The sequence below is a fragment of the Paraburkholderia sp. BL23I1N1 genome (assembly GCF_003610295.1).
In the GTDB taxonomy this organism is placed as follows: domain Bacteria; phylum Pseudomonadota; class Gammaproteobacteria; order Burkholderiales; family Burkholderiaceae; genus Paraburkholderia.
This window is the reverse complement of the sequence record NZ_RAPV01000001.1, coordinates 2875810-2890595: the sequence shown is the minus strand read 5'-3', so window position 1 is coordinate 2890595 and position 14786 is coordinate 2875810. Positions and strand designations below refer to the sequence as shown.

Sequence of the window (14786 nt, the reverse complement as noted above, 5' to 3'; positions counted from 1 at the left end):
GCTGCGCTGCGCGCTCGGAGCGGTTTCAAGTCGCCTTGGGCGGCTTCGAGTCGCGCCTGCTTCGTTTTTCGTGTCGTCTTTGCAGTTCGACAGCGTGACGTTGCTTAGGTGCGGGACTTAGACGTGCTGCTCGGGTGTGCGGTATTCACATGATGTTTTGTTTGCGCGCGGACGGTCTATGGCAGCGCCGCCCGCGCGGCCCCCGGTTCAAGCCGTGCCGTGCAACGCGGGCTGAAACGAACTCGCTTCCATGTTGTTGCCGCCGTGTCGTTCACCGTCCGAGGCTTCCGGCGACGACGCTTCAAGCCCGCCCGACACCTGCTGCGTATCCGCGGCCGGGGTCGCGCATTCCATCGGGCTTTCCGGGCCGCCTTCGGTTGCATCGCCGAGCACGGCAGCGAATGTGGCCAGTTGCGAGCCGTCAGGCAAGGGCGCTTTCAGCGCGGCTACCATCAGCGAAGCGAGACGCGCGATCAGTTGCAGGTCGTTCATCGACTTGCCCTGCGAGAACTCGGAAATCAGGCTGTCGGTATCGGTGCCGGCGAGCACGCCGGACAGCGCGCCGATGGCGAAGTGCAGACGCCAGCCGAGCTCTTCACGCGGCAGATGCGGTAGCGCACGCTGGAACGCGTCGAAAAAGCGTATCGCCACCGACTCGTAATGCGCGTTTAGAAAGTCTCGAATAAACGCGGACGGATCCGTATAAGCGCGCCCCAGCAAGCGCAGAAACGCCTTGCCGCCAACGCGCGGATCGCGCGACAGCCGCAGCGCGGGAATGAACATGGCGCCGAGCACGTGCTCGCAGGTCAGCCGCGCGCCAAGCATTTCGTCGAAGCGATCGAGCAGCTTGAGCCGCTCCTGGTTGAGCCGGTCGAGCCGGCGCGACAGCATCGAGTGAATCAGCGATTCCTTGCTGCCGAAGTGATAGTTGACTGCCGCGAGATTCACTTCGGCACGCGAAGTAATCTGGCGCAGCGACATGGCCTCATAGCCGCATTCGATGAAGAGTGTTTCGGCGGCGTCGAGGATGCGGGACTTCGTGTCGCCGGCATGCCGGCCTGTTGTGCGAACTGCCATTTTGCGTCTCCCAGTTGCCGGGCATCCGGCCCGCAAACAAGCGATTCAATTGACTATTTGAAACAGTCGTTTTTTTCAGGATAAAGAAGGATTGGGACTGCGATCAAGGGCTCTGTGTGGACTAACTCCTCTAGAAGACCTGACGAAGGTCCGTTTTTCCAATGCGAGCGGGCACGTCAACCCGCGCGGAAATAAAAAAGGCCGTTCCGATCGAAATCGGAACGGCCTCGTATTGCTTGTTACCTGTGTTTGGCCTTGCGCTTGCTTTTTTTGCCGGCGGTTCGAGCCGCCTTTGTTTCTATTGTGCCCGATAACGCGCCGGCGAAAAAGCCGTTTAGTTCGAACGCTTAAAGCTGTCTACCAATCCCCCGATCCCAGGGGACTTCCTCAGGCGCGTGCTTCGACCTGTTTCGCCGACTGCGTCATGTCGATGCCGCGGCGTTCGCGGCTGAACGGAATCAGCGCGGCGATCACCACCGCCACGATACCGATTACGACGGCCATGATCAGCGCGTAGTTGTTGCCGTGTGCTTCGGCGGCGCTCGCCTGCAGCGGGCCGTTCACCGACGCGATCAGATTGCCGAGCTGGTACACGAGGCCCGGGAACGTCGCGCGAATTTCATCGGGCGAGATCTCGTTCAGGTGCACCGGAATGACTCCCCATGCGCCTTGCACGGAGATCTGCATCAGGAACGCGCCGGCCGCGAGCAGCACGGGCGTGGACGAAAATGCCCACAGCGGCAGTACCGGCAAGGCGATCAAGGCGGCGATGAAGATCGCGCGCTTACGGCCGATCTTCTCCGAGAAATAGCCGAAGAACAGGCCGCCGCAAATCGCGCCGATGTTCAACGTGATCGTGATCAACGACACGGTATGCGCGTCGAACCCATGCTGCACGCGCAGGAAGGTCGGATACAGATCCTGCGATCCGTGCGAGAAGAAGTTGAACGCGGTCATCAGCACGATTGCATAGAGCGACAACCCGATGTTCTGCTTGAGCGTGGCGACGAGACCCAGATGCTCTTTCTTCTCGAGTGTCTTGAAGGCCGGTGACTCCGGCACGTGCGCGCGGATATACAGCACCAGCAACGCGGGCAGCACGCCGACGAAGAACATGCCGCGCCAGCCGATGTATTGGTAGAAGACCCCGAACACGACCGAGGCGAGCAGGTAGCCGCTCGGATAGCCGGCCTGCAGGAGACCCGAGACGATGCCGCGCGACTTCGCCGGCACGGTTTCCATCGTCAATGCGCCGCCCACGCCCCATTCGCCGCCCATCGCGATGCCGAACAGGGCGCGCAGCACGAGCAGGGTGGTCAGGTTGGGCGAAAAGCCGGACAGCAATTCCAGCAGCGAGAAGCACGCGATGTTGACCATCAGCGTGGGACGGCGGCCGTATTTGTCGGCGAGCCAGCCAAAAATCAATGCGCCGAGTGGACGCATCGCCAGGGTCAGCGTAATGCCGAAGGCGACCGTCGGGATTTTTGTATTGAACTCCGCCGCGATATCTTTCAATACGAACACCATTAGAAAGAAATCGAATGCGTCGAGAGTCCAGCCCAGATAGGCGGCGATCGTGACGTTTCTCTGTTCCCGTGTCCAGCTCATTGATTGTTCTCCTGAGTCTCCAATAACCCGTGTTTCACAACGGGCGGCTCTGCAGCCCCGTTCGGCCTGTGCTGTGGGCTCCGAGCGAGTGTACGCCGAGTGTTAAACGCTTGCATGATTGAACCCGCGTTTATCCGTGTTAATCCCTGGGGCGAATTTCGTGCTGAATTTCGCGAAGCGGAAAATGTTTGGTAAATGTAATTATTGTATTAATCGTGTTTGATATTCTGTTTGTAATTTGTAATGTTTATTCCGTGGCGGCGAGCGGCTATCCGGTCAATCCGACTTCCAGCTTTCGCGTGACATATATGCGTACGACGCATCAGTCGAGCAGAAAAATCAATTTGATTCATGTTGCGGTGCGGAATAAGATGACTGCCATCCTGTTAATGCCGCCGGTCCCGACGCACCATGTCACTCAAATCACTCACCTCAGCGCCTGTGCGGCGCGGGCAAAAACCGCTTGGCGTATTGGCCGCGGTCACCCTGCTGACCGGCCTTGGCGCCGGCCTCGGCGGCATGTTGCTTGCCTTGCTGCTGCATGGCATTCAGCACCTCGCCTACGGTTACAGCATGACGCACGTGATCGGCAGCGAGAGTTTTCTGCAAGGCGTCACCGCCGCCGCGCCTGAGCGTCGCCTGCTGGTTCTGACAACGTGTGGACTGGTGGCAGGGCTCGGCTGGTGGTCGCTGTATCGCTTCGGGCGGCCGCTCGTGAGCATTCGGCAGGCCGTCAAATCCGACGATCCGCGCATGCCTGTGCTGAGCACCGTCGTGCATGCGGTGCTGCAGATTGTGACGGTGGCGCTCGGCTCGCCGCTCGGGCGTGAAGTCGCGCCGCGCGAGGTTGGCTCGGCGCTCGCCGGGTGGCTGTCGCAACGCGCGGGGTTGTCGGCCGAGCAGAGCCGCATCATGGTTGCGTGCGGCGCCGGCGCGGGTCTGGCCGCCGTCTATAACGTGCCGCTCGGCGGCGCGGTATTCGTGCTCGAGGTCCTGCTGGGGACGTTCGGCTGGAAGGCAGTGGTGCCTGCCGTCGTGACATCCGCGGTGGCGGCGCTGGTCGCGCAATCCGGTCTGGGCGACGAGTATCAGTATCTGGTGCCGTCGCTGACGGTGAGCATGTCGCTGGTGGTCTGGTCCGTGGTGTGCGGGCCGATTTTCGGTGTTGCCGCATGGGGTTTTACGGAACTGACGAAGCGCGCGCGTGCACAGGCGCCGAAGGATTGGCGTTTGCCGGTGTTGTCGCTGTTGAACTTCGCGGTCATCGGCGTGCTGGCGATGCACTTTCCGCAATTGCTCGGCAATGGCAAAGGACCCGCGGGACTGGCATTCGACGGCAACCTGACGATCGCGCTCGCGGCCATGCTGCTGGTGCTGAAGGTGGTGATTACCGTGAGTAGTTTGCGCGCGGGTGCTGAAGGCGGTTTGTTGACGCCGGGGCTCGCGAATGGCGCGTTGCTGGCGATCGTGCTCGGCGGGGCATGGAGTCTGTTTTGGCCGGGCGCTTCATTAGGCGCGTTTGCCGTTGTCGGTGCGGCGGCGTTTCTGGCTGCTTCGATGCAGATGCCGATAACGGCGGTGGTTCTCGTCTTTGAATTTACCCGGGTGAGCCACGACTTTCTGATTCCGGTTCTGTTTGCCGTCGGCGGCGCTGTGTTGAGTTTTCAGGCTTGCCTGAAGTGGGTGCCGGCAATGCAGTCTGGTTTTGGTTTTAATTTGCGGACCTGAACTTCGGAGACCGGCCGTGAGGGTGCAAATAATTTTTTTGCAAGCTGTGTCGCAATCCATCGTATCGAAGTCGCTTAAGCACAAAGCTTCCGCACTCGCCTTGTCGTTATCTCGTCCACACCGCTGACGATCGCCGTGCCCTCTGAGCACGCGTTTGTCGTTCGTCGTTCGTGAACCCGATACCTCATCCGCCGCCGACCGCGTTTCGATCGCCGGCCAAAGGCGCCTTAATGCGAAAACAGCTCACCATCCGCGGCGGCCTCGCAGCGACGATTGCCGGTTACACCGTGCTGCTCATCCTGGTTGTCGGTGCGTGTATAGCCGGTCTCTACGCGGGCAATGCGTCGCTCCAGGCGATGTACAGCGACGACACGGCATCGCTGCTGCACCTCAAGACGAGCTCCGAGCGCATGCTCGTTGTGCGCGAGCGCTTTAGCGACGTCGCGCAAATCGTCAGCGCCGGTCAGCCCGCGAAGAAGGAGATCGCGCAACTCCACACGCTTCTCAAGGAAAGCAACGGCGAACTGGACGAATACGCGCACCTGCATGCTCGCGATGCGCAGGAGCAGGCTCTCTTCGACACGCTCCAGAAGAGCCGCCAGGTTCTGCTCGACCAGCTTTTCCTGAAGGCGCTGTCCCAGCTCGATAGCGACGACGTATTCAATTTCCTCGACACGCAGCGCACTGCGCCGCCCGTGCTCTTCGCGACATACCATGACGCGATCGGCGCCCTCGAAAATTTCCAGGTCGCCCGCGAGAAGGCTCGCTACGACGAGGCTGCCGCGCGTTTTCACAGGATTGTCTGGGCGATGGGCGCGATAGCCGCGCTCGCGCTAGTCGTCGGCTTCTTCGCGCAGCGTGCGCTTGCGAAGGCGATCGTCGAGCCGATCGATCTCGCCGTCGATCACTTCGACCGGATCGCGAAGGGCGACCTGACGGGCACCGTCGTGGTCGCTCGCGAGAATGAGATGGCCTATCTGCTGAACGCGTTGAAGCAGATGCAGGCGGGCCTTACCGAAACGGTGAAGCAAGTGCGTGCGAGCACGGAGACGATCGTAGGCGATGTTCGCGCGATCGCGAGCGGCAACGTCGATCTGTCCGCGCGAACCGAGCAGCAATCCGTGTCGCTGCAGCAGGCCGCGGCGAGCGTCGAGCAACTGACGGCGGCCGTGCGCCAGAACGCGGACAACGCGCGGGATGCGCGCAGCTACGTCGAGGGCGCAGCCGATATCGCGTCGCGCGGCGGGCAGGCGATGCAGCGCGTCGTCGCGACGATGTCCGCGATCTCGGAAAGCGCCGCGCGGATCGCCGGCATCGTCGGCGTGATCGAGAGCATCGCGTTCCAGACCAACATCCTCGCGCTAAACGCGGCCGTCGAAGCCGCGCGCGCCGGCGAGCAGGGCCGCGGCTTCGCGGTGGTCGCGACCGAGGTCCGCGGGCTCGCGCAGCGCAGCGCGTCGGCGGCGAAAGAGATCAAGGAGCTGATCGGCGATTCGACACGCCGCGTCAAGGACGGCAGCGGTTTCGTCGCCCAGGCGGGCTCGACGATGGCCGAGCTCGTCAACGCGGTCGAGCGCGTCAATACGATCATGGGCGAAATCAGCATCGCGTCCGACGAGCAGTCGTCCGGCATCGAGCAGGTCAACGCAACCGTCACGCAAATGGAGCAGACGATGCAGCGCAATGCTGCGCTCGTGGAGGAGGCGTCGGCCGTCGCGCTTTCGCTGGAGGATCAGAGCGCACGGCTCAACGAAGCGGTCGCGCAGTTCCGTCTGCGGGAGGAGCCGAATCGATGAAACGCTCCAGGTATCGGCTCCGCTATGCGGCGAGCGCGGCGTCGACCGCAGGCAGATAGCTGTTGAAGCCGGCTTCCACGAGAGCCGCACGCACGCGCTCGAGTTCGAGCTGCGTTTCTTCGCCCGAATGGTCTTGCAACGCGCGAGCAAGGGCGCGGCCGCGCGCCACAAAGAGGTCCGCCCACGGCAGCGGCTCGGCGCGCGTATAGCCTTCGAGGGCGGTGACATAGCGCAGTGCGCCGGCCGCGTCGCCGGCGGATAGCATCGCTTCGATGGCGTCGCGATAGAACCACAGATGATTGTGACCCACCGCGCCGCGCTCCAGCATGTCGACACCCTCAGCGAGCAGACGCACGCGTTCGCCGTCGTCCTCGATGGCGCGGCTCAGTGCGCCCACCGCCTTGGGCGCGCTGAACTGCGTGCCTACCTCGCGGCAAATCGCCAGCGCTTCACGCAACAATTTCGTGGCCTCGCGCCGATGATCGTTCGCGAGCAGCACGCGCGCCCGCATTTCCCTATTTTGTGCCTCGAAGCGGCGAGCACCCAGTTGAAGGATGATCTGCATCTCGCGTTCGAGATGAGCGAGCGTAGCCTGCATGTCGCCCAATTCGTAGCTGGAAAAAACACCCAGCGTTTCGCATAGCATCTGCGCGCGCGGCTGGCCGACCAGCGCGGCGGCGCATGCAGCGGCGTTGACGTCGTCGTGCGCCGCCCGTGCCTCGTTGAGGTAGATCCTGCTGAAACCCGCCATCGAACGATTCGCGACCTCGATGCGGCCGAAGCCGTGTTCGCGGCTGAGCGCAACGCAGCGGCTAAAGTGCTCGTAAGCCGTGTGCATGCGCCCTTGCGCGTAGGCCGCATCTGCCAGGCCGCCAAGCGCGCGCGCCTCCGCTTCCGGCGAGCCGAGGCGCCGCGCATAGGCGAGCCCGCACTCATGTTCGGTGCGGCAAGCGTCGATCCTGCCAAGCGGAAAAAAGATGTTGCCGCGCAGGTGATGCAGGCGCGCGAGTTCAGGTACCTGATCCAGACGTTGCGCCACGTGCTGGGCCGCGTCGAGCACCGAGAGCGCTTCAGGGAGTCCTTCGCTCACCCGCAGACCTTCGGCGAGGCCAAGCTGGGACCGGCAGAGACTGGCTTCGTCTGGAGCGGCCGCCACCGCCGCACGGTACGTCGCGATCGATGCGGCGATATCGCCGAGATCTCGTTGGAGTTCTCCCCTGAAACAGATCAGCGCGTGGCGATCCCCGTCTGTTTGCGCGATTTGCAGACCACGCTCGACGAGCCGCAATGCCGCATCGACAAAGTAGGCCGCGCGTTGTGCGATCGCGGCGTCCAGGTAGGCCTGCGGTGCCCGCTCGTCTTCGGCGCGGTCGAGATGCTGGGCGCGCAGTACGGGGTCCGTCGCGGCAAACCAGTCGGCGGCGCGGCGATGCAACTCGCGCCGGCGCGCCCGCAGCAGTGTCGAGTAGGCGCTTTCCTGGATAAGCGCATGGGCGAACAGGAAATCTTCGCCCTCCGACAAAACGAGTGCGTTGGCGACAAGCCCGAGACAGACGTAGTCCGGCGCATCGATTAACCGCCGCAGCAAGGGGAGGCCAAAGCGCTGTCCAATGACCGCGGCCGCCTGGAAGGCCTCGCGATCGCGCGCAGTCAGCCTGTCCATGCGCGCCAGCACGAGACTCTGGATCGTTGCGGGGACTGCCTCCTCACTCCCTTCTTCGGCGTTATGCAGAAGCTGTTCGAGAAACAGCGGATTGCCACCGGCTCGCTCGATGCAGGCACGCGCGACCCGTTCGCTCGCATCGATAAAGCCGCCGGCAAGATTCAGCGCCTCGTCGCGGCGCAATGGGCCAAGGTCGATTGTGGCGAAGGGCGTGCCGCGGCAACCGGCCCGCCATGCCGCGTCGAGCGGATCGCCGTCCACGCGCGACGTCATCACAAGCAGGCCCGGGCCGTTCGCGATCGCCACGGCGAAGGCGGCCAGGTAACCGAGTACCTCCGGGTCCGCCCAATGAAGGTCTTCGACGATAATCATGGCGGGCCCGTGCCGGCAGACATCTTGCGCGAGTGCCGCTGCGACCATGCGCTTGCCGCGCGTACGTGCGGTGTTGTCCATGGCGTTGTAAAGCGTGCGCCGTTCGCCGGTTTGCGCAAGGTCGAGGATGTCGTGGAGAAACATCGACTGATCGGGGCCGACGGCACCGGACGTGGCAAACCGTTCGGCGGCCGCGCGCCGCTCGTCGGCGCCGGCCGTGGCCGGCAGGCCCAGCAGACTGCCGACAATGGTGCAAATGGGGTCCTGGCCTTTGCCCACGCCGAAATCCAGCACGAGGCCGCGGTGGCTGGAAAAGCCCAGGGTTTCGACGAAACGGCGCATCTCGTCGACGAGCCGCGTCTTGCCGATACCCGCCTCGCCGCGGACATAGACGACGTGACCGGCTCGCTGCTCGAGGCACGTGCGGGCGACGCCCTTGAACTGCTCGAGTTCAGCCTTGCGGCCGACAAACACGCTGCGGTTCGCCATGACGGGTTCAAAGGCAAGACCGCGCAGACGCCACACCGGCACGGGCGAGTCGATCCCCTTGAAGCGCATTGTGCCGATGGCGTCGCTCGTCACGCCGTTGCCCAGCGCGCGATGCACACTATCGGAGAGCAGTGTTTCCCCGGGACCCGCGGCGGCAACCAGCCGGGCGGCGAGGTTCACGGAGTCGCCGAGCACCGTGTAGTCCTGAACGTCCGCGCGTTCGAGCGGCCCTGCGACCACCTCTCCGCTGGCGATGCCGATATGTGCCTTCAACGGGGACGACGCGTGCTGGCCCAGTCCGTTAAGCGCCTCATGAATCTCCAGCGCGGCACGCGCCGCGCGTAGCGGATCGGTATCGTGCGCGCGCGGTGCGCCGAAGATTGCCATCACGGCGTCGCCGATGTGCTTGTCGATCGTGCCGCCGTAACCGAGAACGATCCCATCGACGAGCGCGGTGTAACGACCGGTCAACTCGCGCAATTCTTCAGGATCGAGCGTTTGCGACAGCGCGGTGAAACCGCACAGATCGGCGAAGAGAATGCTGACCTGGCGGCGCTCGCTTGCGGGTGCGTTTGCGGGCGCATTCACTGGCGTATTCACAGCAGGCGCCGCCGCGCACAGTGCGGCGTCGTGCTGATCGGCGATCGCCGCCAGCAGCCGCTTGCGGTGGCCGAGTGAGAGGACGCCGAGCTCTTTCAGGTCCGCGTCGTCGAGTTGCGCCAGCATTGCGAGATCGATGTCGTTCCCGGCAAATGCGGGTGCGTATTGCTCAAGCCCCAATGCATGCAGCCACTGATCGATATCCATCGCCGCCGCCCAATCCGGTGCGTGCGAACACGCATGCCGCGTCGCAGCGCATTGCCGCGCGGGTTGTCGAACCGCATGCCCGAACCGGGCGCGTTGCATCGACAGATCATACGAATCGACGCACCGCCTGTTGCCGCGCTGTGACGGGCGCAACGTGCTGCGTGTTCAAGTCCTTCCTGCTGAAAATACAGTGTACGTCGAGCGTGAAGGAAACGGATACCGGACCTGAGCGACGAGGTGGAGGCCGATTCGGCCAGGAGCGCGGCGGCGTGCCGCGTGCGTTTGACACTGCGTTTGACACTGCTTATGGCCACGGCGGATACTGCATAACGTATCAGCCACGGTGTCGGGTGAGCGGGCAAGGGCAACGTGCAGTCGTTCGTCATCCAGAACGATGGGTGAGGTTCGAGCAGGACACGACAGCAGCGCGCCGCGTGAACCGCACGGCCCAGGCGAGACTCCATCCGCCCTCAGCGGGAGGCACCGTGAAGCCAGCTACGACAGGTTCCTCGCTCCATGCCCGAGCCGGACCACGGATCACGGGGCTGGTTGGGGACCTGTCGGCCGGCTTGGTGTCGACCCTGGTCATGCTTTGCTATGCAATGAGCCTGGGCACCCTGATCTTCAGCGCGGATCTCGCCCGTTACGCCGAGCTTGGCGTACCTACGGCCTTCATCAGTTGCGTAGTGACGGCCCTGGTGATCGCCTTGACGAGTTCAATGCGGATGAATATCGCCGGACCCGACGGCAACGCGACGGCGTTTCTTGCCGGTGTGGCGGCCGGCGTCGCGAGCAGCGTGCGGGCTGACGGCGGTACGCCTCAGACCATTCTGTTGACCGTGCTGATCGCCATCGCGCTGTGTTCTGTGGTGACGGGCGTCATTCTGTATGCGGTGGGTTCGTCGAAGCGCAGCCGTTCCCTGCAATTCCTGCCTTACCCGGTTGTAGGCGGCTTCCTTGCCGGTACGGGCTACCTGCTGCTAGCCGGCGCGTTTCGGGTTGTGACCGGCGAGCCCTTGAGCTGGCACACCCTGGCGCTGGCCACGCACCTGAACTGGCTGGTGTGGGCACCTGCTGTGCTGGTGTGCGCGTTAGCCACGCTCCTGTCGCGCACGTGGAAACACGCTGCGGCGCTGCCGGTCACGCTTGCATTCGGCGTCGTGCTGTTTTACCTGCTCCTGCTTGCTGCAGGTTTGTCGATCGGCGATGCCCGCGACTCGGGATTATTGCTTCCGCGCGTGGCGCTGCACCCGATCAGAATTCCAGAATTGCATCTGCCGGCGGCGCTGGCGCACGGGGGCGTTGACTGGTCGGCGATCGCTGCGCACTTGCCGGAGACGCTCATGGTCACGTCGATTTCGGCGATCACGATCCTGATGAATTCGACGGCGATCGGCGCCGCCACGGGCGAAGACATCGATCTGAACCGCGAAATGAGGGCGGCCGGCATCGCCAACATCGCGAGCGGCATGTTAGGCGGGATGGTCGGCTATCAGTCGTACAACCGATCGATGCTCAACGCACGCACGGGCGCCACAAGCCGTATGGCGGGTGTATTCGCCTCCCTCGCGTGTCTGTTCGTGCTGGCCGTGTGGCCGGACCTGGTCGCGCTGTTTCCGGTGCCGGTGCTGGTCGGGCTGCAGCTCTTCATGGGACTGCGCCTGTTGATCCAGTGGCTGGTCGGCGCCTATCCCCGGCTCAACTGGCACGAGTATTTACTTGTGCCGCTCATTCTGGGCGCTATCGCGTTCTACGGAGTCGTCGCGGGCGTGGTGGCCGGCGTCATTGCCGCATGCGTGATGTTCGCGCTGTTGTACGGCCGTGTCAGTTGCGTTCGGATGGAGTTCGATGGCAGCACGCGCACATCGAATGTCGAGCGCAGTATCGAGGCAACCGGACGGCTTCACGAAATAGGCGCACAGATGTGCGGAACGTGTTTGCAGGGGTTTCTCTTCTTTGGCACTGCCAATTCAATCTTGCAGCGCGTTCGCGAACGCCTAAGTTCGCGCGGGCCATTACCTGTTCGCTTTGTCGTGCTCGACTTCGCTTCGACCAGCGGCATGGACGCGTCGGTATCCGTTAGCTTCGTCAAGCTCAGGCAACTGTGTGCCACATTTGATGCGGACCTGGTGTTGACGGGGCTGCCGGCACGCTCGCGTGAACTGCTCATGAAGACCGGCACGCTGAACCTCCGGATCCACGAGTTCGCTACGCTGGATGCCGGGCTCGAATGGGTCGAAGATACGCTTCTCGCGTCGGATTCACGCGCGCTGCCGCGTGGCGAAGAGGATTTTCAGGCGATGCTCGCGCCGCATTTCACGTCGCGCGCGCTCGCCAGGCTGTTGGCCCTTCTGGAAGTGCGCGAGCTTGACGCGGGGCAGCCGGTGTTCCGTCACGGCGAGCCGGGGGATGCCATGTACTTTGTCGAGCGCGGCCGTGTCAACGTTTTGCTGCCGCTCGCGGACGGCAGATCATTGAGGTTGCGCTCGTTCGGGCCGGGTACGATCGTCGGCGAAATGGCGGTGTACACGCAGCAGACGCGTAGTGCCGATGTGCTTGCGGAGGGCCCGGCGCGAGTCTGGCGTTTGACGCTCGCGTCGTTGCATGCGCTCGAGCACGACGATCCTGTCACCGCGCAGCAAATTCATCGTTTTGTCGTCAAGGTCATGGCGTCGCGGTTAGCTGTTGCGGACGAGGCGTTGCGCGCGGCTCATTGACAGGCTTGTCAATTGTCACGCGCGGATACTTCACTTGCCTGTTGGGAGGAAACCATGCTGACAATCGACGACATCCGGGCGATTCCACTGTTCTCGACACTCCCCAACAACGAACTGGAGCATCTCGCGCGCACGTCCGCAGACCTGCATCTGTGCGCAGGTGAGTTCGCGGTTCATGAAGGCGGGGAACGCGCCCTCTACGCCGTTCTGGCCGGCAAGATGGAAGTCGTCAAGACCTTCGACGGTATCGAGCGCACGCTTGGCTGGCGTCTGCCCGGAACCCTCTTTGGCGAAGTGCCGCTCGCGCTGAGTTCCCCGTTTCCAGGCGGCTATCGGGCTGCTGAGCCGTCGCGTGTCATGCGTGTGGATGCTCAGCATTACTACACGCTCGCTGCCGCATCGCCGGATATTGCGTTGAAGATGGGCGCCCTCGCGCGCGAGCGCATCGGTGGGCTGCAGGGCCTCTCCGCCGAGCCGCCCACGCCACGCGTGATCATGGTCGGCAATCGCTGGGACACCGCTTGCACAGCGTTGCGCCATTTCTTGGCCCGCAACCAGATCAGCTGCGACTGGATGACACCCGATGCGTCGGAACTGTCGGCGCGCTGGCCTGGAACCTGTCCGTCGGAGGAGGACTGCCCGGCGTTGCGACTGGTCGACGGCACGGTGCTTAACCGGCCCGCGCCACGCGAACTCGCCGGATTGCTGGGATTGCAGACGCAGGCGCGCCTGGCCGTTTACGACACGATGATTATCGGCGGCGGCCCGGCCGGTCTCGCCGCGGCTGTGTATGGTGCGTCAGAAGGCTTACGCACTGTGGTGGTGGAGCGCGAAGCGCCGGGCGGGCAAGCCGGGACTTCCTCGCGCATCGAGAATTACCTCGGCTTCCCCAACGGGGTGTCGGGCGATGAACTCGCGAGTCGGGCCCTGCAGCAGGCAAGGCGGCTGGGCGCGGAGATTCTGGTGACACGGGCGGTCGCCCGAATCGATGTCGGTGGGCGTAACGTTCACCTCGACGGAGGCGACGTCATCCGTGCGCGAACCATCATTCTTGCGACCGGGGTCACGTGGCGTCGCCTCGCGATCGACGGCTTCGACCGGTTTATCGGCAAGGGAATTTACTACGGTGCGTCACGCAGCGAAGCGAGCGCTGCGCACGGACTCGACGTCTATCTGATCGGCAGTGGAAACTCGGCCGGCCAGGCGGCTTTGTATTTCGCCAATCATGCGCGCATGGTGACGCTCGTTTTGCGAGGCGATTCGCTTGAGAAAAGCATGTCTCGCTATCTGATCGAACAGCTTCGCGGGAAGTCGAACGTCGCGGTGCATCTGCGAGCGGAAGTTGTCGGCGCACACGGCGATACCCATCTGACGGCGATCGATCTGCGCGACGGATTGACCGCAGAGGTGACCCGGCACGACTGTGGTGGATTGTTCGTGTTCATTGGCGCCGATGCGGAGACCGAATGGTTGCCAACGGAAATCGCGCGCGATGTGCGCGGATATGTTCTCACTGGGGACGACGTGGTTAAGGCGGGGCGCTGGTCTCATAGCCGGGATCCCTACCTCCTCGAATCGAGTGTTCCGGGCGTGTTTGCCTGTGGGGATGTGAGATTGAGCCCGGTCAAGCGCGTTGCTTCCGCAGTTGGCGAGGGCAGCATGGCGATCGCGTTCGCCCACAAATATCTGCAGCATGACGCCGGATAGTATTGGGTGCGGCCCTGAGGGCAGCATCATGTTACGTTAGCCGGCACGCGAGACACGCTTTGTTTCGCGGGGGCCAAGAGCAAGCACTTCGATGCCCGCGAAATCCAGCGCTTCCAGGCGATCGCTCTCCTGGTGACTACTTGCTCGCTCCGGGCGTGACGGATATCGCAACCGCTTCGGTGTGCACAATCTCAACCTGATCACCCTCGCGAATGTTCTTCAGTTGCTCGGGGTCCACCAACACATCCACCGTGCCCTGCGGCCCCTTTATGGTGAGGTGTGTTCCCTGTGCATCAACGGCAACGACGTCGCCCACTACCGTCACCTCACGACTGATCGTGCCGCCCGGTTTGGTCCCGGACGCCGCCGGCTGCAAGATCTGCCGCTCCCTGGCAGACCGCGGGCCGCTTGTTTTTGTGAGACTCAGAGACCTCGCCTCCCGGTACTCGGTGGTGACCACATCGCCAACCTTGAGCTGATCAAAGTTGCGCACTTCCTCGTCCGCGTCAAGTTTTTCGACCCGGCCGTTCCTGTCCTTGAGCGTGACGGTCCGGGTAGCGGAATCAATGGCGATGACCGTGGCAATTACCGTTGCCGTTCCCGTCACAGTGGTCTTGTCTGTTCCCTCTTTGATCTCCACAGACGTCTGTGGCTGGGCAAATGCCGGCCAGGTCATCATGGCGACGGCGGCCACCACAAAAAAATACTGGGTCTTCATTGCCGTACTCCTGGATCGGCTCCGGAAAGATTCAATTGGACTTTCTCTCATATCCCGCTACGGCGCGCATAGGGACATGTCGTGGAACGCGCGCAAACCGGGAC

General features: G+C 63.2%; 8 protein-coding genes. 4 read left to right on the top strand and 4 right to left on the bottom strand.

The features are described from left to right. Positions 1-207: 207 nt before the first annotated feature. Both B0G76_RS13560 and B0G76_RS13555 read right to left on the bottom strand, forming a co-directional pair. Positions 208-1077: a TetR/AcrR family transcriptional regulator gene (locus tag B0G76_RS13560; protein WP_120292834.1), complete on the bottom strand. Its 870-nt coding sequence runs from the start codon at positions 1075-1077 to the stop codon at positions 208-210. A 387-nt stretch (positions 1078-1464) separates the two neighbouring features. Beyond that, a complete protein-coding gene (locus tag B0G76_RS13555; RefSeq protein ID WP_120292832.1) occupies positions 1465-2685 on the bottom strand; it encodes an MFS transporter in 1221 nt (406 codons plus the stop codon). Between the two features lie 411 nt (positions 2686-3096). Between B0G76_RS13555 and B0G76_RS13550 the strand changes: the two genes are divergently transcribed. Further along, on the top strand, positions 3097-4413 hold the full coding sequence (locus tag B0G76_RS13550; RefSeq protein ID WP_120292830.1) for a chloride channel protein: 1317 nt from the start codon (positions 3097-3099) through the stop codon (positions 4411-4413). 230 nt (positions 4414-4643) lie between these two features. Then, positions 4644-6209 (top strand): methyl-accepting chemotaxis protein, encoded by a 1566-nt coding sequence (locus B0G76_RS13545; protein ID WP_120292828.1) that lies wholly within the window; start codon positions 4644-4646, stop codon positions 6207-6209. A 22-nt stretch (positions 6210-6231) separates the two neighbouring features. On the opposite strand, the gene B0G76_RS13540 is transcribed toward B0G76_RS13545, so the two are convergent. Next, entirely contained in the window at positions 6232-9540 is a 3309-nt protein-coding gene (locus B0G76_RS13540; protein ID WP_120292826.1) for an adenylate/guanylate cyclase domain-containing protein, read from the bottom strand. 485 nt (positions 9541-10025) lie between these two features. Between B0G76_RS13540 and B0G76_RS13535 the strand changes: the two genes are divergently transcribed. Both B0G76_RS13535 and B0G76_RS13530 read left to right on the top strand, forming a co-directional pair. Continuing rightward, on the top strand, positions 10026-12257 hold the full coding sequence (locus tag B0G76_RS13535) for a SulP family inorganic anion transporter (protein ID WP_259460571.1): 2232 nt from the start codon (positions 10026-10028) through the stop codon (positions 12255-12257). 54 nt (positions 12258-12311) lie between these two features. Next, positions 12312-13964 carry a cyclic nucleotide-binding domain-containing thioredoxin-disulfide reductase gene (locus tag B0G76_RS13530; protein WP_120292824.1) on the top strand — a complete coding sequence of 551 codons (1653 nt, stop codon included), beginning with the start codon at positions 12312-12314 and terminating at the stop codon, positions 13962-13964. A 136-nt stretch (positions 13965-14100) separates the two neighbouring features. Here B0G76_RS13530 and B0G76_RS13525 read toward each other — a convergent pair whose 3' ends face one another. Next, on the bottom strand, positions 14101-14682 hold the full coding sequence (locus B0G76_RS13525) for a hypothetical protein (RefSeq protein WP_120292822.1): 582 nt from the start codon (positions 14680-14682) through the stop codon (positions 14101-14103). Positions 14683-14786 lie beyond the last annotated feature (104 nt).

Excerpts from the sequence above, each read along its gene's own strand:
- B0G76_RS13560 (WP_120292834.1), bottom strand. The coding sequence starts at position 1,077 with ATGGCAGTTCGCACAACAGGCCGGCATGCCGGCGACACGAAGTCCCGC.
- B0G76_RS13555 (WP_120292832.1), bottom strand. The coding sequence starts at position 2,685 with ATGAGCTGGACACGGGAACAGAGAAACGTCACGATCGCCGCCTATCTG.
- B0G76_RS13550 (WP_120292830.1), top strand. The coding sequence starts at position 3,097 with ATGTCACTCAAATCACTCACCTCAGCGCCTGTGCGGCGCGGGCAAAAA.
- B0G76_RS13545 (WP_120292828.1), top strand. The coding sequence starts at position 4,644 with ATGCGAAAACAGCTCACCATCCGCGGCGGCCTCGCAGCGACGATTGCC.
- B0G76_RS13540 (WP_120292826.1), bottom strand. The coding sequence starts at position 9,540 with ATGGATATCGATCAGTGGCTGCATGCATTGGGGCTTGAGCAATACGCA.
- B0G76_RS13530 (WP_120292824.1), top strand. The coding sequence starts at position 12,312 with ATGCTGACAATCGACGACATCCGGGCGATTCCACTGTTCTCGACACTC.
- B0G76_RS13525 (WP_120292822.1), bottom strand. The coding sequence starts at position 14,682 with ATGAAGACCCAGTATTTTTTTGTGGTGGCCGCCGTCGCCATGATGACC.